This is a genomic window from Ruminococcus sp. AF20-12LB (assembly GCF_003478985.1).
Lineage (GTDB): Bacteria > Bacillota > Clostridia > Lachnospirales > Lachnospiraceae > Blautia_A.
In genome coordinates, this window is record NZ_QUGH01000019.1 from 1 (window position 1) to 21,156 (window position 21,156).

The following is a 21,156-nucleotide window of genomic DNA, read 5'->3' on the forward strand; positions in this document are numbered from 1 at the left end:
GGCAGAGCAGCTGATTTGTAATCAGCAGGTTATCGGTTCGAGTCCGATCATCGGCTTTTAACATTTAATAACGCGGGGTGGAGCAGTCTGGAAGCTCGTCGGGCTCATAACCCGAAGGTCATAGGTTCAAATCCTGTCCCCGCTACTTATGCCCAGATAGCTCAGTTGGTAGAGCAGAGGACTGAAAATCCTCGTGTCGCTGGTTCGATTCCGGCTCTGGGCATGTTTTAATGTAAAACATACGAACGGCTGGTTAGAAAAAGCCTGAGCGTGTTTTAATGCAAAACATACGAATGGCTGGTTAGAAAAAGCCTGAGCGTGTTTTAATGTAAAACACACGAATGGTTGGTTAGAAAAAGCCTGAGCGTGTTTTGATGCAAAACATACGAATGGCTAGTTGGAAAAAGCCTGAGCGTGTTTTAGTATAAAATATGGGGTATTAGCTCAGTCGGTAGAGCACTTGACTTTTAATCAAGTTGTCCGGGGTTCGAATCCCCGATGCCTCACTTTTTAATTGGATCAGATAAATTCCCGTTTGTTGCTCAAGGCAGCAGGCGGGAATTTTGTTTTATATCTGTGCGAATGTAGCATAGAGGATAGTGAGAGTACGGAGAAACTGCCGGTGGAAGATATTTATGAGGGATCAGAGGAATTAGGTCTGGCAGGATAAAAATGTACTGTGATCGAGCAGATCTCACTGTTTGTGGCAGTACGCATATTCGGGCCCCATATGCCGGCGCCGGAAGTAACGATGTTGTGCATAGTCCCTTTTTTCAGGTAACCGCAGGAATTTTCCCAGATCAGGCCGGTGATGATGTTCAGAGGGAACAGCTGACCGTCATGAGTATGACCGCAGAGATCAAGATCTGCGCCTGCGGCTGCCACTTCATCCAGCTGACCGGGCTGATGATCCATAAAAATAATCGGGAGTGTTTTGTCAAGGCAGGCTGTAAGCTCGTCAGGATCCTTACGGGTGTCGGACATTTTTCGGCAGCGTGAAGGATCCTTACGGCCTGTCAGAGAAAACCGTTTATCTATGAGGACGGTTTCGTCATCGAGAAGCCGAATGTTGGCAGATTCCAGAAAATTCCGCATTCTGGGATCATCATAATCTTTTTTTGCATTGCGGAAGGTAAAACCGGCCAGAATCGGTTCGCTGAGATCATGGTTGCCCCAGCAGGCATAAACGCCGTATCTGGATTTCAGTGAACGGAGAATGGCCGCTGTTTTTTTGGGGTTTTTGATCCCCTCATATTCGTTATCAAAAATATCGCCGGCAATACAGATCAGATCCGGATCTTCGGCATTGATCTTTTTTACAAGAAGCCCGGCATGTTTTTCTCCGATGCTGTAACCGAAATGAATGTCTGCGAGCAGGACGATCTTTAGAGAGTCCATTCCCTTCACCTGCTTGTCTATTTTCACATCATAAGTTTTTGTCTTAATATTCCACTGGTTAAAAATCCCATAGAGACTGACACCGATGATCAGAAGGGTGCAGACAGCGCCTGTGACTACGAAGGCTTTCCGGGAATACATCCAGGCCGGATGAAGCGTATGCTTCAGGATCAGTCTGCAGAGATCTGTAGTTACGATTACGATCAGGATGTAAAGAAATGTTCCCTGAAAATAATTTGCCGTATTTTTCAGGAAGCGATGGAGCGCAGGGGGCTTCCGGATGAGAAAACAGGTCAGAAGAGAAGTGGACAGAAAAATATAAACACCTGCAAAGCATGCCCGGAACGCAAAGATCTGGAAAAAATGAGTGCAGGCACCCATCCACAAAATCATCCAACGGACGATATAAATATTAATGAGAATATATAATGGTGCGAGAAAGATGGCAAGCATGGTGTGTGATACCTCCATTCGTGGAAAGCAATAAGCTGTGAGCAGGATTGATCACTGCAGATACTTTTTGAATTGATATATAGTATTTCCATAAATTACTGCAGCATGTTCGGAATAACTTTTTTTGATGCATTGATTCATGGAACTGCTATAGTATACAGCAAATAATAATTTTTGGCAAAAGAACATATATTAGGAAAAAGAACGCTTATGGTGTTTTTATGAAAAAATATGCGCTTCTTCGATATTGTCTGGTGTTTCTGGCAATTGTTCTTCCTTATTTTTCGGCGGCAGCCATTAATGGACCTGAGATGGTTCTGGCAGAGAGAGTGCCGGATATGGAAGAATATCTCCCGGTCATTGTTTTTTCGCAGATTTCCCCGGAAATGAAAAAAGAAACCATAAAAGCGCAGACTGTGATCGCACGGTCGAATATTCAAAGGTGGCTGGGCGAGGGGAAAAATCTCGCAGAGATCCTGAGGGAAAACGGAAATACAGAGGAAGTCTGGAGATATTTTTTTGCAGAAAAAAGGCAGATCTATGAGCAGACAGCAAAAGAGACGGGTGGGCAGGTACTTACATATGAAGGAAAAGTGAGACTGACTCCCTGGCATAAGAGAAGTGCCGGGAAAACCCGCAGCGGGGAAGAAGTTTTTCATGATGAGGCGTATACATATCTGAAATCGGCAGATAGCAGTGAGGACAAAAAATCTCCGGATCATATAAAAATCGTGGAAATTCCTGCGGGGCAGCTTTCCGGGGAGCTGAAGATCAAAAAGCGGGACAGTGCCGGTTATGTGACAGAGCTTACGATTGGGGAAACACTTTTGGAGGGAGAAAGCTTTGCAGCGGGAATGGGACTGGAATCAGCGAATTTCAGTTTGAAGAAAAAGGATGATATTTATTATCTGAGAGTGCGTGGCAGCGGTCATGGTGTGGGATTTTCCCAATTTGGTGGAAATGAGATGGCAAAAAACGGAAGCAGTGCAGAGGAGATCCTGAAAAGATATTTTCCGGAGATGGAGTTGAAAGCTGAGGATTAAAGAAGGTCAGGCATCAGAAGCAACGTCTGATAAAAAAAATATTCAGAAAATGAATAGACAGCCATATTCTGGACACTCTATAGATATAGAAATGGTGACCGAAACGGCAGCAGCGGGAAAAAAAGATGTCCGTTTTACTGTTTTTTCTGTTACTGAAAATGAACATATCAGACAGAGGTGGAAAGAATATGAAAAGTAAAATCGTGAGAGGTATTATCAACGGAGGAGTTTTGGCAGCAGTAGCGGCACTTGGAATTACTGTTTATCAGTTTGGAACAAAGCCCATCGCAGAAAATCCCCAGGAGGAAAATTCTGCACAGGCAGAAGAGACCGGGCTGGAGGAGGAGCTTTCGGACGGAGAAAACGCAGAAGATGCTGCAGCTGCGGGAGATGGCTGGCAGGATGCAGTACAGGATGAGATTTCTGATGGAGAAAACGGAGATGAAGCAGGTTTGTCAGGAGCTTCAGAAGCCGGAGCAGATGCAGACGGAGTGACCGGAAGCATCCGTGAGACTGCAGGAAGTGGTACAGCCGAAAATGCAGCGGCATATGCAGATAATGGAAGTGGTACGGAGGATAGGAGCGTGTCTGCGGCAGCAGGTGCAGAAGGTGCTGGAAATACAGCAGATAATGCCGGAAATGCAGCGGCAGAGGGAGCGGTGAATAACGGAGCTGGAGCTTCCACAGATACCGCGGAGACCTCAGCTGTCGGAATTGCGGCACAGGCCTTGGATTTTACGGAGGATTCCATTATGGAATGGCCGGTCAGAGGAACGGTTCTTGTGGATTACAATATGGATGAAACCGTATATTATCCGACTTTGGATCAGTATCGTGTAAGCCCTGCCATTGCTTTGCAGGCAGTGGAGGATGCGCCGGTGTATGCAGCGGCAGATGGTCAGGTGCTTTCTATTGTACAGGATGCCTGTACGGGAACGACTGTGACTATGGAGCTGGGAAATGGTTATCAGGCAGTATATGGGCAGCTGAAGGACCTTACTGTGGCAGAAGGTGATACAGTAAAGGAGGGTGAAGTGATCGGAAATATCAGTGCACCTACAAAATATTATTCTGTAGAAGGCCCGAATCTTTATTTTGCAATGAAAAAGGATGGCGTACCGGTAGATCCGTTTGAATATCTGGAATGACAGGGAAAACCGAAAAACAGATCTATCGGGGAAATTTCTGGAAACAGAGGATACGGGATGGGAGGTATATGCATCCCGTATCCTCTGCCTTGTGAATCATGCTGCCGGTTACTGAGAACGGAGTGAGCAGTAACCAAAAATTTCCATTTATGTAGGAAAAGAATCTTTTTTACCGGAAAGAAACCGTGTATAATCTATATTATAAATATGCATACAAGGACAGATATAACAGGATAAAAGAAGAGGTACATAAGTTATGAACATTAATGAAATAGCCAGGCTTGCCGGAGTTTCCAGAGCTACGGTATCCAGATATCTGAATAATGGATATGTCAGCAGTGAAAAAAAAGAAGTCATCCGCAGGGTGATCCAGGAGACAGGATATCAGCCATCCTCCCAGGCACAGACACTGCGGACTAAAAAAACCAGTCTCATCGGTGTCATCCTTCCAAAGATCAATTCAGATACTATAAGCCGTGAGGTGGAAGGGATCAGTGATATTCTTACACGGAGAGGATATCAGCTTATCCTTGCTAATACCAATAATGATGTGGAAGAAGAACTGAAATACCTTTCTCTGTTTAAAGAACGCCAGGTGGACGGAGTGGTTCTTATTGCTACCATGTTTACTAGAAAGCATAAACAGATGCTGAAGGATTACAAGGTGCCGATCGTGATCCTGGGACAGCATCTGGACGGATATCCTTGTATTTATCAGGACGATCATAAAGCAGCTTTTCAGGTCACGGAGAAGCTGTCAGAGAAGGGAAAAAAGTTTGCCTATATCGGCGTTACAGATAAGGACGAGGCAGTTGGTGCCTGCCGGAAAAAAGGTTTTATGGATGCTATCCATAAAGCTAAGCTGGAGGTCGTGCCGGAGAGGATGAAGATAGGAAATTTCACCATGGATTCCGGTTATGAGATGGCGAAGGAGCTTTTTGAAGAGGAGCCTTCCATAGATTCTCTTGTGTGTGCTACGGATACTATGGCGGTGGGAGCCATGACTTATTTGAAGGAGATCGGGCTTCGCATTCCCGAGGATGTTCAGATCGCAGGGATTGGGGATGGAGTTCCGGGTAAGATCGTGGAACCGAAGCTGACAACGGTACATTTTTATTATAAGACCAGCGGAATGGAGGCAGCAGCCATGCTGGCTGATCTCATTGAGAACGATACCGGGATCAGCAAGGAAATAAAAATGGGATGTGAGCTTGTGGAACGGGAATCTCACAGGTAACAGAGAATATCCTCGCAGACAGGGGGAAGAAATTATAAGTTATTGTGGAACAGGAGCAGATCTTTTGGGAGAAAAAGACCTGCTTCTTTTTGTGTGCTCATGTGTTATGGCTAGGCAAACACAAAAAAATGCCAGATTTTTTCTGTGATGTCCTGACTGGTTTGTCTGTCTTGCATCTGTTCTTATAGAATATTTACAATTTTGAACGAAGAAATTTGTGAGATGTTGCGGATTTACAAATAAGAATGCAGTGGTTATAATACAAGCAAGATATGAGAACGATTCCATATAAGAACGCAAGCAACAACATAAAACAAACCATTGAAAAGTGTTAAAATCATCAAAAAACTTAAAAAAATGGAAAAATCATCGTTCTTTGTATGAATGTGTATATGAAATCAATCTCATAAATAAATGAAAAATAATGGATCAGAGATAATAGATCCCGGGAAGCTGAAGAAAGAACAGACAGATCTGATCCGAAGAAAGAGATGACTGTCCGGGAACAGTAGCAGAAAAGGAGGAAGGACATGGATTACAGAAAGACAGCACAGGAAATCTATGATCATGTAGGAAAGAAAGAAAACATCATTTCCGCGGCGCACTGTGCAACAAGGCTTCGTCTGGTCATTGCGGATAATGACAAGGCGGATAAGGAATATGTGGAGAATATCGACGGTGTGAAGGGTGTGTTTTTCGCACAGGGACAGATGCAGATCATCCTGGGAACAGGAGTTGTAAACAAGGTTTATGATGAATTTATCCAGATCGCCGGAATATCAGAGAGCAGTAAGGATGAACTTAAGAAGGTGGCAGCATCCAAGGCCAATCCGGTACAGAGGCTGATCAAGACACTGGGAGATATTTTTGTCCCGATCATCCCGGCTATCGTAGCCAGCGGATTCCTGATGGGAATCATGGAAGCCCTGAACTTCATGGTAAACAACGGCTTTCTGAATATTAACACAAATGGTTCCATTTATGTATTTGCACAGCTTTTCAGCAACACAGCGTATACATTTCTGCCGATCCTTATCGCTTACAGTGGTGCGAAGGTATTCGGTGCCAACCCTTATCTGGGTGCGGTTATCGGTATGATCATGATCCATCCAAATCTGCAGAATGCCTGGACTGTTGCAACAGAGGGTGTGCAGGCAACGCAGAAGGTATGGTTTGGACTTTATTCCATTGACATGGTGGGATATCAGGGACATGTGATCCCGGTTATCATTGCAGTATGGGTACTGGCACAGATCGAGAAAAGACTTCATAAGGTCGTACCTGCAATGTTCGATCTTTTTGTAACACCACTTGTCAGTGTTTTTGTAACCGGTTATCTTACACTTTCCATTATCGGACCGATTTTCGTAGCTGTTGAGAACGGACTTCTGGATGGGATTCAGTGGCTGATCGCACTGCCATTTGGAATCGGAAGCTTTATCATGGGTGCCTTTTATGCACCGACTGTTGTTGCTGGTGTTCATCACATGTACACCATCATTGACCTTGGACAGCTGGCCAAATTCGGCGTTACCTACTGGCTGCCACTTGCATCTGCAGCTAACGTTGCACAGGGTGGTGCAGCTCTTGCTGTAGGCCTGAAATCCAGAAATCAGAAGATCAAATCCATGGCTGTTCCTTCTGCTTTAAGCGCATGCATGGGAATCACAGAGCCGGCAATCTTCGGTGTAAACCTCCGCTTCGGAAAGCCGTTTATCATGGGCTGCCTGGGTGGTGCATGCGGAGCACTTTTTGCCTCCATCACCAGTCTTGGTGCCACAGGAACAGGTGTTACCGGTATCTTTGGAATACTGCTGTGCCTGAATAATCCAGTTGGTTATATCCTGATGTTTGTCATCGCATTCGGTGTGGCTTTTGTGCTTACCTGGATGTTCGGATATAAGGATGAGGTACAGGAAACAGCTGAAAAAAATATTGAAGCAGAGAAAAAATCAGATGCTCCGGCAGAAATTGCCCGGAAGGAAACTTCAGAGACAGGCGTACAGACCCTCTACAGCCCGCTTGAGGGAATTGCGATCCCGCTTTCAGAAGTAAAGGATGCAACCTTTGCATCCGAAGTCCTTGGAAAGGGTGTGGCAGTGATTCCGTCCAAAGGTGAAGTAAAAGCACCCTGTGATGCTACGGTTTCTACAATTTTTGACACAAAGCATGCCATCGGGCTTGCAACAGAAAGTGGTCTGGAGCTGCTGATCCATATCGGAGTTGACACCGTTGAGCTTGGCGGTAAATTCTACACCGCTCATGTAAAGGACGGTGACGTGGTCAAAAAAGGCCAGACACTGATCACCTTTGATATGGATGCTATTAAGGCAGCCGGCTATGATGTGACCACACCGCTGATCGTAACTAATACCGATGATTATGAAGAAGTAAAAATGCTTGCAGAAGGAACAGTAAATAATGGTTCTGAAGTACTGGAGGTTAAATAAATGAGTTCTTTGACCAAGGTCCTTGCGGAGGAAGTTCGAAAAACCGAGGAAACGGCAGCAGTTGCCAGGACGATGCAGACAAACCGTCTGACACATCATCTGATGCCGCCTGTGGGATGGCTCAATGACCCGAACGGTTTATGCTGGTACAAGGGAAGATATCACGTGTTTTTCCAGTATTCTCCGTTTGAGGCCAACGGTGGACTGAAATTCTGGGGACATTACTCCAGTGAAGATATGATCAGCTGGAGATATGAAGGGGTTCCGCTTCTGCCGGACAGCATTTATGACTGTCATGGTGTTTACTCAGGCTCTGCCATTGCGGAGAAAGATAAGCTTCATCTTTTCTACACAGGAAATATCAAGATGGATGGAGATTATGATTATATTAATAACGGAAGGCAGTCCAGCACTCTTCATGTGGAGAGTGCGGACGGCCTTCATTTCGGAACAAAGGAAGTTGCGGTTTCCTGTGAGGATTATCCGGAGAATTACACCTGCCATATTCGTGACCCGAAGGTCTGGAAGGAAGGTGAAGAGTACCGGATGATCCTTGGCGGCCGTCAGAAAAGCGACCAGGGTGCCGTACTTTTTTACAACTCCGAAGATCTGAAAAACTGGAAATTTGACTGTGAGCTTACTACGGAGAAGGCATTCGGATACATGTGGGAGTGCCCTGATTTTTTTACTCTTGAGGGACAGGAAGTGCTTTCGGTATCTCCCCAGGGACTGACCAGAGAAGAATTCCGTTTTCAGAACATCTATCAGTCGGGATACTTTATCCTGAAAGATGGAAAGCCGGAGGAAAAAGCTTTCCGGGAATGGGATCACGGCTTTGATTTCTATGCACCCCAGACATTCCAGGATGGAAAGGGCAGACGGATCCTGATCGGCTGGATGGGAATGCCGGATGCAGATGAGGAATATGTGAATCCTACAGCAGAGAGCGAAGGCTGGCAGCATTGCCTGACTGTTCCGCGAGAAGTTACGTATAAAAACGGAATGCTTTATCAGTATCCGGTGGAAGAACTGAACGGGCTGAGAAAGGCTGGCGTTTCTATCAGCGGTTCCGACGTGGAGATTCCGGTAAATGGACCGTTTGATCTGGATGTTCAGGTAAGGGGGGATCAGGGCAAGGTAAGCCTTGGGGAAAACCTCTTCTTGGAGTATCAGGACGGAGATGTGAGCTTAACTCTCTCCGAGAAGGCCGGTGCCGGACGAAAAGTACGTAAGGCGCATGTTCCGTCCGGTAGGCTCGAAAGCATCAGAGCTCTTGTTGATACTACAGCTGTGGAAATCTATGTGAATGGCGGAGAGGTTGTTTTCTCTTCCAGATATTATCCGGAAACGCAGGAGCAGGCTGTGAAGGTGGAGACTGCGGAGGCTGATGGAAGGCTTTATGCGTTGAAGAATTATGTGATGGAGTAGGCTGGGCTCATTGATCGGGAAATACAGCAAAATCAGAATACGGATACCTATAGAGCAGCTATTAAGTGAATTCCATATTCACAGAAATAAGAAATAACCGTATAATAAAGCAGGTGGGAAAATCCGCAGCCGGAATCCCGACCTGCTTTATTTTTTGATGTAAGTGAAATACATGAATTGTGCCGGCTGCTTGAGGATAGAAGGACGGCTGCTGAAGAAATGCCGGTGGCTGTCTTTACATAGAAGGAAGGATATCAGTCTTACAGGACGACAACGATCTGTGTGGATACTGCCGGAAATATACTGGTGTACTGGTATTACATTGCCGAAATTTTTTACAGAAGAGGAAACGGACATGAACTATACATACATCGTACAGTGTGCGGACGGCACGCTCTACACCGGCTGGACAAACTGCCTTGCCAGGCGGATGAAAGCCCATAATGAAGGCAAAGCAGGCGCCAAATATACCCGGGCCAAAAGGCCGGTGAAGCTGGTGTATTACGAAGGCTTTGCCACAAAGGAGGAGGCCATGAGCCGGGAGTACCGGATCAAGCAGCTGACCAGGGAGAAGAAGCTGGAGCTGATGAGGTTTTGAATGACGATAAAGGTCATAACCGGAAACTGATGGAAACCTGCAGGATCCTTGAAGACTATGCGGAATACACCTTCCGTGTGAGAGAATATGCAGCAGAGATGCCACTGGATGAAGCGGTAGAGCGGGCGATCACAGAATGCATCAGCGAAGGAATCCTGGCAGATTTTTTGAGAAAAAACCGAGCGGAGGCGAAGAAAGTGAGTATATATGAGTATGATGAAGAACGGCATATGAGACAGACTCGTGAGGAAGGCATGGAAGAGGGGTATGCCAATGGGCTTAGTCAGGGAATTATCCAAACCGCAGTTAATATGCTGAAGCTCAAAGAATTTACGGATACTCAAATTCGAGAAGTTACAGGACTTGCTCAGGAGCAGTTGGATGAACTGAAGAAAAATATAAATAAAAATCAGATCGGCTAAAAGTTTATAGAGTAGTTCAATAAGAGCGAAAAGTTCTGCACGATACCAATACCAGAGCTTTTTGCTCTTTTTTTGTATATAAGGCAGATGAACAGCTGCAACAGAGGCAGAAAATGACGCTTTATGATAATAAAAATCAAATGTTTGGAATTGTGCGAATATTGTGAATATGGTAGAATGAACACAAAAATCAAAGAACTCAGTCAGCTGAGAAGAGGAAAGGAAAGAGGATGAAAAAGACAAAAGATTTTTGTCTCCGGCTTATGTGCTGTTTTTTGTTTTTGGGGTTATTTTGCGGAACAGATGTTTTTGCAGCAGTTCAGGAGGGGAAGCCAGGAGAAACATTTTCCGGGGAATATGCAGTTATCATTAACACAGATACCACAAATCCCGGAAATACGGGAACCTTGCAGTTTGACGAGACATCGGCACAGGCGGCAGACTCTGAAGCAGAAGATTATGCAGTCGTGCAGAGTGGAAGCGATGCATCGGCGCAGGCGGCAGCTGCAGAGGAAACTGCGGGAGAGGCAGCAGATGTGGGACAGGTACAGATCCTGGAGGATGAGCAGCTGCAGGCATACATGCAGGATGACCAGCCAATGCTGACTGCTGTACAGGCTGCGGCGACCACCTATCAGGTAGGTGAAAAAAAGTACATTTATAGAACTAACGGCCATGATACATATGGAAAAACATATGTCTGCATCGGGGTTGGTGAACACTGCTATGTGTGGATGGATGAGAACATGAAGGCAGATTACGATACTGCAAGGAAAACATCTCTGATCGCCGCGGATATGGCAGCTGTCTACGATGGTCAGCCTTACCGTATCCTTAACCAGCTCTGTGCAGGTGATTTTCCGGCACAGGATGGCTCCGGCAAGCTGTCGATCCTGCTGGAGTCTTTAAGCAGTGCCAGCGGTATGTATATGTATGATGAGGGGATCACAGCGATCCATATCAACACACCGTCAGCATCCTCTTATGTTTCGGGGGAAATGTCAAAGAGAAACGGCCTTCTTGTTCATGAGGGACAGCATGCAATCCTCTGGCTGAAAACCGGATTTATGAGTACCGGCAGATATTCGTGGCTGAATGAGGGTCTTGCAGTGGCTGTCATGGACTATCTCTGGGGAGGAACGGACAGCAGCGGCTGGCTGAATGGTATTGGAAGTAATACGACCATCCGCTCAGGAGCTTCGCTGATCTATGAGAATTACCGGGATGACAATGCACAAGACTATGGAATGCCGTATCTTTTTGTAAGATATGTTATCGACCGGATGGCAGGAAGCTATCAGCCTATGAAGGTGCTTCCAAAGTTTTATACGATCAATGCTTCTTCACTCAGCTGTGAGCAATATCTGGAGAAAGTAACCGGAGTTTCGTTTAAGGAGCTTATGGCGGATTTTTATACGGCAGTTGCAGCCGGTGAGAGTTCCGGTAAATACAGCTTTTACGGGGATACCATTGCTGCAGCAAAGGCTGCGACATTCCCGGTTTATGCAGGAGACAGTAATGAAAATCATACATTGCCGGCAGCATCGGCAATCCTGGTGAAGCTGTCGAATGGCAAGTTTACCGTTCCGACGGATGGCTCAGCAGGGATTGTTTATCGTATCATTGGAAGCAGAAGCTCTTCCCTTGCACCGGCAGAGGGAGATGGTACGTCTGCAAATCCATATAAGATATCTTCAGTCGATGATCTTAATCTGATCCAGGCGAACCAGGGAGCATGCTATCGTCTGACAAAAAATATCAGTACAGACGGAAGGACAAATTTTTCGGCATCGTATTTCAGTGGAACGCTGGACGGAGCAGGTTTCACAATAACCGGTCTCCAAAAGCCTCTGATCCAGCAGAATGCAGGAACGATAAAGGATTTGAATATTGTTGCGGATTTTGATTATGACAGTCATGACATCCATGGTGTTGTGGCACAGTATAATACCGGTAAGATCCAGGATTGCAAGGTGACCGGAACAATAACAGGACATATGGGTTCTACCAGTTCCATGAGCCACCCGGCTTTTGGCGGGATTGTCGGAGAGAACGAGGTGGCCGGTACTATCAGCGGCTGTTCGTCCGGAGTAGATATTTCCATATCCATGACAGCTACAGACAGCTATGTTGGTGGTATCGCAGGAGTAAACATTGGTACTATTGAAAAATGTGTTGCAGGAGGAAATCTTTCTGTCACACAGGCCAATGGAAATTCTTATCAGGTTTACCTTGGCGGCATTGCCGGCCGGATCGAACAGTTTGGAAAAATGGGCGGATATGTGAAACAGTGTGCTTTTACAGGTACGCTTCGCGTGACTGGCGGAACAGCAGTTACAGGTCAGATCTGTGCACAGGTAAATGCAAATGTACTCAATTCTGCTAGCGGTCTGAATGGACATGTTTCTAACTGTTATGGTAAAAACGGCCAGGGAGCGCTTATTGGGACAAACACGGAACAGACACTTACAACAGGCGGTGTTCTTACAGCAGAGCAGATGAAGGATCCGAACTCATATAAAGGCTGGAGCTTCGACGGAGACTGGCAGATTTCCCAGGATGGATTGCCGGAACGTGCAGATGCATCGGCGATCAGATCGCTTTCTGTTTCCGGTGTACCGAAAGAATGTTACGTGGGAGAAGTTCCGGCGTACTGGGGAAAGCTTATTGTTAATAATTCTACATCAGTAACGATCACGAAGGATATGATCACCGGATTTGAAAATTCGGAAACGGGGACAAGGGAACTGACGATCAATTATAAGGGAAAACAGACCGGCTGGTCGATGACAGTCAAAGAACCATCTGCCAGTGATATTACAAAGATTGAGCTTTCCGGGCGTCCGAAGACGACATACAGTGAAAATCAGAAGTTTGATCCTTCAGGCGCCAGCTTTTTTGCCACGATAGGTGGACGTTATGTATATATTTACAGTGGTTTCTCCTATGATAAAACAGGTCCGCTGAAGTCTGAGGATACCTCTGTGATATTCAATTATTTTGGAAAAGAAATTCCGGTAAGTATTACGGTAACAGCCAGAAAAGCAACGAGGCTTTCCGTGCTTACAGCACCGGCAAAAACTCAGTTTACAGTTGGGAATACGCTGGATCTGTCCGGTGTGAAACTGCAGATCACATATAATGATGGGACGCAGACTCCGATATTTAAAGCGAATGAGCTGGAGAAATATGGCGTTCATGTTGCTTTTGGAAAGAATGGATCTTTTACAACGGTTGCAGCAGATAAGGTTCTGGAAAGTGATGACAGCGGAAGTATGATCGTATTTTATGCGACGGATAAACTGCCGTCAGAGTATGGCTCGGTAGTTGCGGCATCATCGATGATCACGGTGCGGAGTCCGCTGACTGTACCGGCGTTGGATTTGTATGTCAGTGCAGGAAAAAGTGCGGCGCAGTATCCGTGCACAGATAATGTGACTGGTGGAAGTGGAACGTATGCGACTACAGTGATTGAGGAAAAGCTGCCGGCAGGATTGAAACGCACGAATCTGCCTGGAGAAAAATATAATGCTTTTGGCTACACAGGTGTTGTTACGGCGTCAGCCGGAGATTACAGTTCGCAGTATAAGATCAGCGACACAGAGACACAGGAGAGTATTCAGGTGACTGTGACGATCCATGTGGTTCCTTCTGATCAGGCAGCATTTTACAGCTTTGTGCTTAAGAAGGTGGAAAATCCTGGACTGAAGCAGGATGTTATCGGTGTGATCGGGGAGGATACGATCGTTCTTCGGGTGCCGAATGGGACGAATGTTACGGCGCTGCAGCCTTCGGTCGAGTTTGGCATGGGCATGGGAACTGAACTTCCCCAAGAATTCTGGAATAATACGAAGCATGATTTTACCAACCCGGTTGTATATACGCTTACAGCACCGGATGGGGTTACAAAGAAGTCTTATACGGTAAGTGTGGAATTTTATGATGATACTTCGGAGGAAGTACAGTCTGGTGATGAGATCCTTTCACCGGCTGATAATACGAAGATCAGCTGTAAGGACAGTGATGCGGTTATCCTTAAAGGATGGGCCGGAGACAGTTCAAAAGAGATTTCACTTTTTAAATATGTGGTAAATGGAATCAGTTATACTACATCCGCGAATGCCACTACACAGACTATCCCGAATGCCAGGGCATATGAAGTGAAGATTTCCGGAAGCAGCTTGAAGGAAGGAAATAATACTCTGGAAATATGGGTGATGTATGCTGATAATTCGGGCACCGGAAGCGGTGGTACTTTAAAGAAACTCGGCACAAGAACCGTTGTTAAGGAAGGCCACAAAGCAGTAAAAGATGCGGCGGTAGCAGCAACTTGCGAAACAGCAGGAAAAACCGAAGGAAGCCACTGCAGCGTCTGCAACACAGTAATAAAAGCCCAGACCATAACAGCAGCACTAGGCCACAGCTGGGATAACGGAAAAGTAACAAAAGCAGCGACCTGCACCACAGCCGGAACGAAGACTTACACCTGTACCCGTTGCAAAAAGACACGAACAGAAACGATCGCAGCCACAGGCCATAAAGCAGTGAAAGACGCAGCAGTAGCAGCTACCTGTGAGACCACCGGAAAGACAGAAGGAAGTCACTGCAGCGTCTGCGGAACCGTACTCAAGGCCCAGACCACAGTGGCGGCATTAGGTCACAGCTGGGATGGCGGAAAAGTAACAAAAGTAGCAACCTGCACCACAGCCGGAACGAAGACTTACACCTGCACCCGCTGCAAGAAAACACGCACAGAAACGATCGCAGCCACAGGCCATAAAGCAGTAAAAGACGCAGCGGTAGCAGCCACCTGTGAAACCGCAGGAAAGACCGAAGGAAGCCATTGTAGCGTCTGCGGAACCGTGATCAAAGCCCAGACCACAACAGCAGCGCTTGGACACAGTTGGGATAACGGAAAAGTAACAAAAGCAGCGACCTGCACCACAGCCGGAACGAAGACCTACACCTGTACCCGCTGCAAGAAAACACGCACAGAAACAATCGCAGCCACAGGCCACAAAGCAGTAAAAGACGCAGCGGTAGCAGCCACCTGTGAGACCGCAGGAAAGACAGAAGGAAGCCATTGCAGCGTCTGCGGAACCGTGCTCAAGGCCCAGACCACAACAGCAGCACTTGGACACAGCTGGGATAACGGAAAAGTAACAAAAGCAGCGACCTGCACCACAGCCGGAACGAAGACCTACACCTGTACCCGCTGCAAGAAAACACGTACAGAGACAATCGCAGCCACAGGCCACAAAGCAGTGAAAGACGCGGCGGTAGCAGCCACCTGTGAGACCGCAGGAAAGACCGAAGGAAGTCACTGCAGCGTCTGCGGAACCGTACTCAAAGCTCAGACCACAACAGCAGCGCTTGGTCACAGCTGGGACGGCGGAAAGGTGACAAAAGCAGCAACCTGCACCACAGCCGGAACGAAGACCTACACCTGCACCCACTGCAAGAAAACACGCACAGAAACGATCGCAGCCACAGGCCATAAAGCAGTAAAAGACGCAGCAGTAGCAGCAACCTGTGAAACCACAGGAAAGACCGAAGGAAGCCACTGCAGTGTCTGCAACACGGTAATTAAGGCCCAGACCACAACAGCAGCACTAGGTCACAATTGGGACGGCGGAAAAGTAACAACAGCAGCGACCTGCACCACAGCCGGAACGAAGACCTACACCTGTACTCGCTGCAAAAAGACACGCACAGAGACAATCGCAGCCACAGGTCACAAGGCAGTAAAAGACGCAGCGGTAGCAGCTACCTGTGAGACTGCAGGAAAGACAGAAGGAAGTCATTGCAGCGTCTGCGGAACCGTACTCAAAGCCCAGACCACAGTGGCAGCATTAGGTCACAGCTGGGATGGCGGAAAAGTAACAAAAGCAACAACCTGCACCACAGCCGGAACGAAGACCTACACCTGTACCCGCTGCAAGAAAACACGCACAGAAACAATCGCAGCCACAGGCCATAAAGCAGTAAAAGACGCGGCGGTAGCAGCCACCTGCGAAACAGCGGGAAAGACAGAAGGAAGCCATTGCAGCGTCTGCGGAACCGTACTCAAAGCCCAGACCACAACAGCAGCGTTAGGTCATGATTACGGAGAGTGGAAAACAATAAAGGCTGCAACTTATACAGAACCGGGACAGGCAGAAAGAGTTTGCAGAAGAAATGCATCACACAAAGAATACCGCCAGCTTCCGATATTGGAAAAAGCGAAGATCGCTCTGTCAGCCTGCAGCATTCAGCTGTCAGAACAGACCTATGTATACGATGGAACTGAAAAAGCACCAACAGTAACCATCACTTACAACGAAAAAACATTGACAGAAGGAAAAGACTATCAGGTATATTTTGCAGATAATGTAAATCCGGGAACAGCAAAGATCACCGTGATCGCCAAAACCGACAGCGATTATACAGGAACAGCAACAAAAACCTTTGAGATCCGAAAAGCACTTCAGGAAAATGCAACGGTGATCGAACCGGGCGCATTCAGCAACTGTACAAACCTGGTGAATCTGAATATCAAAGAAAACGTAACAGAAATAGGCGACAACGCATTTGCAGACAGCAAAAATCTGCAGAATATCTATTTCTACGGCAACAGCCCGAAACTCGGAAATAACATCTTCAAAAATGTAACTGCAACCGTATACTATCCATACACAGACAAAACCTGGTCCCTGGATATCCTCCGGGATTACGGTGGAAATATTACCTGGGTACCATGGGATCCAAAAACAGGCAGTCCGGCAAAACGAAGCCTTGCATTGTGTGATATCAGGATCGCAGAGCAGAAATACACCTATGACGGAACCGAAAAAACACCGGAAATGATCATCATGGATGGAAACCATACACTGCGGAAAAACACAGATTACACTGTAAAATGCAGCAATAACATCAATGCGGGAAATGCAGAGCTGGAGATCACAGGAGCCGGAAATTACAGCGGAACCTACAAAGCAGGATTTCTTATCGAACAGACAGAGCCGAGCCTGAAATTTGACAGAAAAACAATAACTGTAAAATACGGCACAAAACCATTCCTCTGTGCACTGTCTGAAAAAACAACAGACGGAACCATAACCTACAGCTCCAGTAACCCCAAAGCTGCCGTTGTAGATCCAGCCACCGGTAAAGTAACCATCAAAGGCGGAGGAACCGCGGCGATCATGGCATACGCTGCAAAGGGAACCAATTATACCTCCGGCTCCACCTTCTGCACCATCAAAGTAACAAAACGCAGCAATACCATCAAAGCCTCCAATATCCGGCGGACCTGGTATGTAAAAGCCCGGAATATCAGCATCAATGCAAAAGTTTATGGGAAAGCTCCGCTGAAATATTCTTCCAGCAGTAAATCTGTAAAGGTAGACAAACAAGGAAGGATCACGATTGCGGCAAAATTCACCGGCAGTGCAAGGATCACGATCCGTTCTTCCGCCACAGCAGGATATAATGCCGCCACAAAGCACATTACAGTCACAGTCAACCCGGCAGGAACTACTCTGACGACGGCAAAGAACCTGTCAGGCAGAAAAGCGCAGATCACATGGAAGAAAAACGGATATGTGACCGGATATGAGATCCAGTATTCCGTAAACAAAAATTTCAGATCCGGAAGCAAAAAAACAGTGTCCGGAGCATCCAAAACGAAATACACGCTGACAAAGCTTCAGAAAAACAAAACGTATTACGTAAGGATCCGCACATACAAAAAATCAGGAACAAAGAAATATTATTCTTCCTGGAGCAAGGTAAAAGCAGTAAGGATCAGAAAGTAGAGGCATGGAAATGAGGATAAATAAAAAAATACTCGCAGGGCTTACAGCTGTCAGTATGCTGACCTGCGGGATATGGATGGAAAGTGTTTTTGCAGCGGATACATTCAGTGCGGAGGAGACAGAAGAAGCTGTATCGGATACTGTGACGGATCTGTCGGCAGAATCCATTACAGGGACTGAAACGGAAGATGTCCCGGTAATGGACACAGCAGAACCGGAAAATAAATCTGAGATTTCAGAAACTCCAGAGATGTCAGATGAGCCGGCAGAACCGGATAATCCAGAGACACAAGATACATCAGAAACACCGGAAGAAACAGAGCTTCCGGAAAATGAAGAAGCGGATATTCCGCAGGAAATGCTCCCGGATGATCAGGGAGATCAGCCGGAAGCAGCATTTGAGGAGAACGCAGCATCGGAAGATATGGAAACAGAAACCGATCAGGCAGAAGAAAAGAGCGGTTTTTGCGGAGCGGAGGAGAATACCATATCCTGGAGCCTTGATGAAAGCGGAGTTCTCGAGATCGCAGGACAGGGAGCCATGAATGAATGGCAAAATGAGGAAGAAGTTCCCTGGAACGGATACCGTGACCAGATAACAGAGGTCCGGATCAAGGAGGGCATTACCAGCATCGGAGCCTATGCATTTGCAGACTGCGAAAAGCTTGTAAAGCTTGACATTGCGGACAGTGTTCAGACTATAGGAGCATTTGCATATTTTAACTGCAGTGGTCTTTCCACACTGACCATCGGCTGAGATCATCGGGATTACAGGCTGGATCAGACATAATAAGAAGCCCCGGAACATGAGGAAGCTTCAGAGAAGTCATAACTTCGACTTCCTGAGGTCTGTCCGTGTTCTGGGGCTTTAAGTTTTTTTGGTATCCAAAAGGTGAGATTGTTATCTATCTGATTACAGAGCAACTCAGTGGATCGCCATACCGGCTACAAAGAAATACATTACAACAAAATGGCACACACTTCCCAGCATCACAAAAACATGAAATACTTCGTGGGAGCCGAAATTCTTATGCTTCGCATTGAAGATCGGAAGTTTCAGGGCATAGATCACACCGCCGATGGTATAGATGATGCCGCCGGCAAGGAGCCATCCGAAGCCTGCGCGGGGCAGACTATGGAAGATCGGAACAAAAGCAAGTACACACAGCCAGCCCATTCCAATGTAGATCACAGAGGAAAGCCATTTCGGGCAGTTGATCCAGCAGCCCTTGAGGATCATTCCGATGATGGCAACAGTCCATACGAGGGCACAGAGGATATAGCCGGTGCGTCCGTGGAGAACGATCAGGCATACAGGAGTGTAGCTGCCGGCAATCATCACGAAGATCATCATGTGATCCATTTTTTTCAGACGGCGGTTCACCTTGGCTGTGGAGTTTACGGAATGGTAAAGTGTGCTTGCCAGGTAAAGAAGAATCATGGTAAGGATAAAAACACTTACCGCAAAAACATGAAGAACATCTGCGCTTCTGGCCGCCTTCACGATCAGCGGAGTGGCTCCGGCCACGGCAAGAAGCATGCCGATTCCGTGGGTTATGGCGCTTCCCGGATCTTTTAATTTAAATTTCATATAAAAACACCTCCTGCAAAAAATCTGCTGTTTATATCATATGGACAACTTCATGATCGGTTCATCAATGATGGATCATTGTGACAGTTTATGACACAACAATGTAGAAATTGATAAAATAACATGTAGTATTCAAAACTACATATCAAGTATACGAATACTATACCACTATTATTCAAAAATGCAACCCCTATTTTCAAAAAAACTTTATCGGGATTTATTTCTGCAGCAGGCATACGACAATGCGGCTCCTGCGACGGATAAATAAGAGATTTTTATGCATATTTCTCCCAGTTTTTCGCATAATAACCATATGAAAAACAAATAGTTGACATAACATTGACGTACGATAAACAGAAAATACAGGAGGAATTCAGGAAGATGAAAGCAACGGGAATTGTTCGCAGGATTGATGATCTGGGCAGGGTTGTGATTCCAAAAGAGATACGAAAGACACTGCGGATCAAAGAAGGAACGCCACTGGAGATTTTTACAGACAGGGAAGGACAGATCATTCTGAAAAAATATTCGCCCATTGGAGAGCTGAATACGTTTGCTGCGGAATATGCGGAAGCATTGGTACAGACCACCGGACTGACTGCCTGTATTACAGATCGTGATCAGGTCGTGGCGGCATGTGGCAGCGGAAGCCGGGAACTGGAAGGCAAAGAGATCAGTTCTGATCTGGATGCAGTCATTGCCGGCAGAGAATGCAGACTGGTCAGTCGGAGCAGCAGGGAAAATATTCCGATCATTGTTGATGACAGTGATTCTTTTGAACGAAAAATGATACAGCCTGTCCTGTGTGCCAGCGATGCGATCGGGGCTGTGATCCTTCTGGCCAGAAGTGAAAAAGCGGAAATGGGTGACACGGAGCGTGCACTTGTCCGCACAGCAGCCGGTTTTCTTGGCAGACAGATGGAGCAGTAGGGCGTGCATAGAAAGTAGGAAAAATATCCGCAGAGCTGTATATAAATATCAGATACCGGAAGCAGCAGATCAGGGAGGGTGCGGACACCGTGAAGGAAAGCAGTGGTATTCTTCCAGAGTCAGATTTGTGATAGTGAGCCAGGAAGCCAGAGGTTTGGTCACATAGCGGATGTGCCATGGCTCGTAAGGGATGCCGGTGATCTCCTCTTTGTTTTTGGGGTACCGGAGGATAAAACCATAGAGCGGAGCGTTCTTTTTCAGCCAGCGGCCTTCACCTGTTGCGGAAAACCTTTCGGAGAGCTCCATATGGATGGAAGGGCAGGAGACATCCAGAGCAAGTCCGCTCTGGTGCTCACTTGTTCCAGGCTCTGCAACGAAAGGACTTCCCGTAAAAAGCTCCTTCTGTCGCTGGTAGGAACGATATCCGGAAACTGCCCACAGGTTCAGACCGCATCTGTGACAGGCATGGAAAAGCTGGGAAGCGGCTTTTGCAGCCTGATACTCCAGAAGCCGCTTCGGATCTCCCGGCGCTGCTTCAAATGGAAGTCCGATATCGATGAGATGTTCCGGCACAAAGGCTTCCGGCAGAGGATGCTCCCTGCTGATCAGCCGGGTATAAAATTCTCTGTGCAATAAAAACCCCCCTTTCCTTATCCATAAGC

13 protein-coding genes and 3 tRNA genes are annotated in these 21,156 nt (G+C 46.7%); 13 read left to right on the top strand and 3 right to left on the bottom strand.

Annotated features, from left to right (window positions below; translation table 11 throughout):
- Window positions 1-71: 71 nt before the first annotated feature.
- The 3 genes from DWX61_RS17250 (at window position 72) to DWX61_RS17260 (ending at window position 506) form a co-directional block, all read left to right on the top strand.
- Window positions 72-145, top strand: a tRNA-Met gene (locus DWX61_RS17250).
- A 5-nt stretch (window positions 146-150) separates the two neighbouring features.
- Window positions 151-223, top strand: a tRNA-Phe gene (locus DWX61_RS17255).
- A 210-nt stretch (window positions 224-433) separates the two neighbouring features.
- Window positions 434-506: transfer RNA gene (locus tag DWX61_RS17260), tRNA-Lys, on the top strand.
- 127 nt (window positions 507-633) lie between these two features.
- On the opposite strand, the gene DWX61_RS17265 is transcribed toward DWX61_RS17260, so the two are convergent.
- Window positions 634-1,779 carry a metallophosphoesterase gene (locus DWX61_RS17265; protein ID WP_330637530.1) on the bottom strand — a complete coding sequence of 382 codons (1,146 nt, stop codon included), beginning with the start codon at window positions 1,777-1,779 and terminating at the stop codon, window positions 634-636.
- Between the two features lie 293 nt (window positions 1,780-2,072).
- On the opposite strand from DWX61_RS17265, the gene DWX61_RS17270 reads away from it, so the two are divergent.
- From DWX61_RS17270 to DWX61_RS17310, 9 genes are all read left to right on the top strand, one after another.
- The gene (locus tag DWX61_RS17270; protein ID WP_118626565.1) at window positions 2,073-2,894 is read left to right on the top strand and encodes a SpoIID/LytB domain-containing protein; all 822 of its coding nucleotides are present in this window, start codon (window positions 2,073-2,075) and stop codon (window positions 2,892-2,894) included.
- A 188-nt stretch (window positions 2,895-3,082) separates the two neighbouring features.
- Window positions 3,083-4,042 (top strand): M23 family metallopeptidase, encoded by a 960-nt coding sequence (locus tag DWX61_RS17275; protein WP_118626567.1) that lies wholly within the window; start codon window positions 3,083-3,085, stop codon window positions 4,040-4,042.
- A gap of 256 nt (window positions 4,043-4,298) precedes the next feature.
- The gene (locus tag DWX61_RS17280) at window positions 4,299-5,279 is read left to right on the top strand and encodes a LacI family DNA-binding transcriptional regulator (RefSeq protein ID WP_118516213.1); all 981 of its coding nucleotides are present in this window, start codon (window positions 4,299-4,301) and stop codon (window positions 5,277-5,279) included.
- A gap of 530 nt (window positions 5,280-5,809) precedes the next feature.
- A complete protein-coding gene (locus DWX61_RS17285; RefSeq protein ID WP_118626569.1) occupies window positions 5,810-7,729 on the top strand; it encodes a PTS sucrose transporter subunit IIABC in 1,920 nt (639 codons plus the stop codon).
- A complete protein-coding gene (locus tag DWX61_RS17290; RefSeq protein ID WP_118626571.1) occupies window positions 7,730-9,157 on the top strand; it encodes a glycoside hydrolase family 32 protein in 1,428 nt (475 codons plus the stop codon).
- A gap of 355 nt (window positions 9,158-9,512) precedes the next feature.
- Window positions 9,513-9,755 carry a GIY-YIG nuclease family protein gene (locus tag DWX61_RS17295; RefSeq protein ID WP_118626573.1) on the top strand — a complete coding sequence of 81 codons (243 nt, stop codon included), beginning with the start codon at window positions 9,513-9,515 and terminating at the stop codon, window positions 9,753-9,755.
- The gene (locus DWX61_RS17300) at window positions 9,752-10,177 is read left to right on the top strand and encodes an RpnC/YadD family protein (protein WP_118626575.1); all 426 of its coding nucleotides are present in this window, start codon (window positions 9,752-9,754) and stop codon (window positions 10,175-10,177) included. The genes DWX61_RS17295 and DWX61_RS17300 overlap by 4 nt, the downstream gene beginning before the upstream one ends.
- 230 nt (window positions 10,178-10,407) lie before the next feature.
- Window positions 10,408-17,973 carry a leucine-rich repeat protein gene (locus DWX61_RS17305; protein WP_118626577.1) on the top strand — a complete coding sequence of 2,522 codons (7,566 nt, stop codon included), beginning with the start codon at window positions 10,408-10,410 and terminating at the stop codon, window positions 17,971-17,973.
- A 10-nt stretch (window positions 17,974-17,983) separates the two neighbouring features.
- Window positions 17,984-18,730 carry a leucine-rich repeat protein gene (locus DWX61_RS17310; RefSeq protein ID WP_182434043.1) on the top strand — a complete coding sequence of 249 codons (747 nt, stop codon included), beginning with the start codon at window positions 17,984-17,986 and terminating at the stop codon, window positions 18,728-18,730.
- Between the two features lie 168 nt (window positions 18,731-18,898).
- Here DWX61_RS17310 and trhA read toward each other — a convergent pair whose 3' ends face one another.
- On the bottom strand, window positions 18,899-19,564 hold the full coding sequence (trhA, locus tag DWX61_RS17315) for a PAQR family membrane homeostasis protein TrhA (protein WP_118626581.1): 666 nt from the start codon (window positions 19,562-19,564) through the stop codon (window positions 18,899-18,901).
- Window positions 19,565-19,945: 381 nt separating this feature from the next.
- Here trhA and DWX61_RS17320 point away from each other — a divergent pair, with 381 nt between their 5' ends.
- Complete coding sequence (locus DWX61_RS17320) at window positions 19,946-20,494, top strand: stage V sporulation T C-terminal domain-containing protein (RefSeq protein WP_118626583.1); 549 nt, start codon at window positions 19,946-19,948, stop codon at window positions 20,492-20,494.
- Window positions 20,495-20,563: 69 nt separating this feature from the next.
- Here DWX61_RS17320 and DWX61_RS17325 read toward each other — a convergent pair whose 3' ends face one another.
- Complete coding sequence (locus DWX61_RS17325; RefSeq protein ID WP_059086458.1) at window positions 20,564-21,127, bottom strand: M15 family metallopeptidase; 564 nt, start codon at window positions 21,125-21,127, stop codon at window positions 20,564-20,566.
- Between the last annotated feature and the right edge of the window lie 29 nt (window positions 21,128-21,156).